Source organism: Saccharomonospora iraqiensis subsp. paurometabolica YIM 90007 (assembly GCF_000231035.2).
Lineage (GTDB): Bacteria > Actinomycetota > Actinomycetes > Mycobacteriales > Pseudonocardiaceae > Saccharomonospora > Saccharomonospora paurometabolica.
Window position 1 is genome coordinate 50,036 of the sequence record NZ_KI912259.1, and the last position, 1,333, is coordinate 51,368.

Sequence of the window (1,333 nt, forward strand, 5' to 3'; positions counted from 1 at the left end):
CGCCGCGGGCGGGGCGCGCGGGCGCGGCCCGCGCAGCCGGGTGCAACCCGGGTCGGACGCGCTGATCCGGTTGCAGCTCACCCTCGAGGAGTGCGCGACCGGGGTGAACCGGGAGATCACCGTCGACACGGCGATCCTGTGCGACCAGTGCCGCGGCGCGGGCACCGGGGAGAGCGGCAACGTCGTCACCTGTGACACCTGCGGTGGTCAGGGCGAGGTGCAGTCGGTGCAGCGCTCGTTCCTCGGCCAGGTGGTCACCGCGCGTCCGTGCCCCACCTGCCGCGGCTACGGCGAGGTCATCACCGACCCGTGCCAGCAGTGTGGTGGCGACGGGCGGGTCCGGGCCCGCCGGGACGTGACCGCCAAGATCCCGCCGGGTGTCGGCGACGGCATGCGCATCCGGCTGTCCGGCCAGGGTGAGGTGGGTCCGGGCGGCGGCCCCGCCGGTGACCTCTACGTCGAGGTCGACGAGGCGCCGCACGAGGACTTCGAGCGTCAGGGCAACGACCTGCACTGCCACCTGCGGATCCCCGCCACGACCGCCGCGCTCGGCGCGACGGTGCCGTTGGAGACCCTGATCGACGGCGAGCAGGACATCGAGATCGAGCCGGGGACCCAGCCGAACAGCGAACTGGTGCTGTCCGGGATGGGCATGCCCCGACTGCGTTCGTCCGGCCGCGTGGACGGGCGGGGCGACCTGCACGTGCACATCGACGTGGTGGTGCCGACCAAGCTCGACGAGGAGCAGGCCGAGCTGCTGCGTGAGCTGGCCCGGTTGCGCGGCGAGGAGGCGCCCACGCTGGCCGGTAACGGCCACAAGCCGGGTGGGCTGTTCTCCAAGCTGCGCGCCAAGCGCTGACCACGGTGTCCGACGTGCCGCGGGCGGGGTCGGACGGGGCGGACCCGGTGGATGCCGGGCCGTCCGGTTCGACCCCGCCGGTGTACCTGGTGCCGTCGGTGCCGTCCGGGGACACCCTCGTGCTGGACGGTGAGGAGGCCCACCACGCCGTCACGGTGCGCCGGACCCGGGTCGGGGAGCGCCTCGTCATCTCCGACGGCGAGGGCGGACTCGCCGACTGCGTCGTGACCGGGGTGCACCCCGGCCGCAGGCCGAGCCTCGAGCTGGACGTGGAGGAGACCCGGTTCGAGCCACCGCCCGCGTTGCGGGTGCGGCTGGCCCAGGCCCTGGTGAAGGGTGACCGGGGCGAGCTGGCCGTGGAGCTGGCCACCGAGGCCGGGGTCGACGGCATCCTGCCCTGGCGGGCGTCCCGCAGCGTGGCCCGGTGGGACGACGGGCCACGGGGGGCCAAGGCTCTCGCGCGGTGGCGTGCCG

Annotated in this window: 2 protein-coding genes; both read left to right on the plus strand. The window is 74.9% G+C overall.

What is annotated here, in order from left to right; genetic code table 11:
* A partial coding sequence (locus tag SACPADRAFT_RS29110) for a DnaJ C-terminal domain-containing protein (RefSeq protein WP_007027640.1) occupies window positions 1-859 on the plus strand: 859 nt, incomplete at its 5' end.
* A 14-nt stretch (window positions 860-873) separates the two neighbouring features.
* On the plus strand, window positions 874-1,333 hold a 460-nt coding region (locus tag SACPADRAFT_RS29115), incomplete at its 3' end, for an RsmE family RNA methyltransferase (RefSeq protein WP_233357241.1).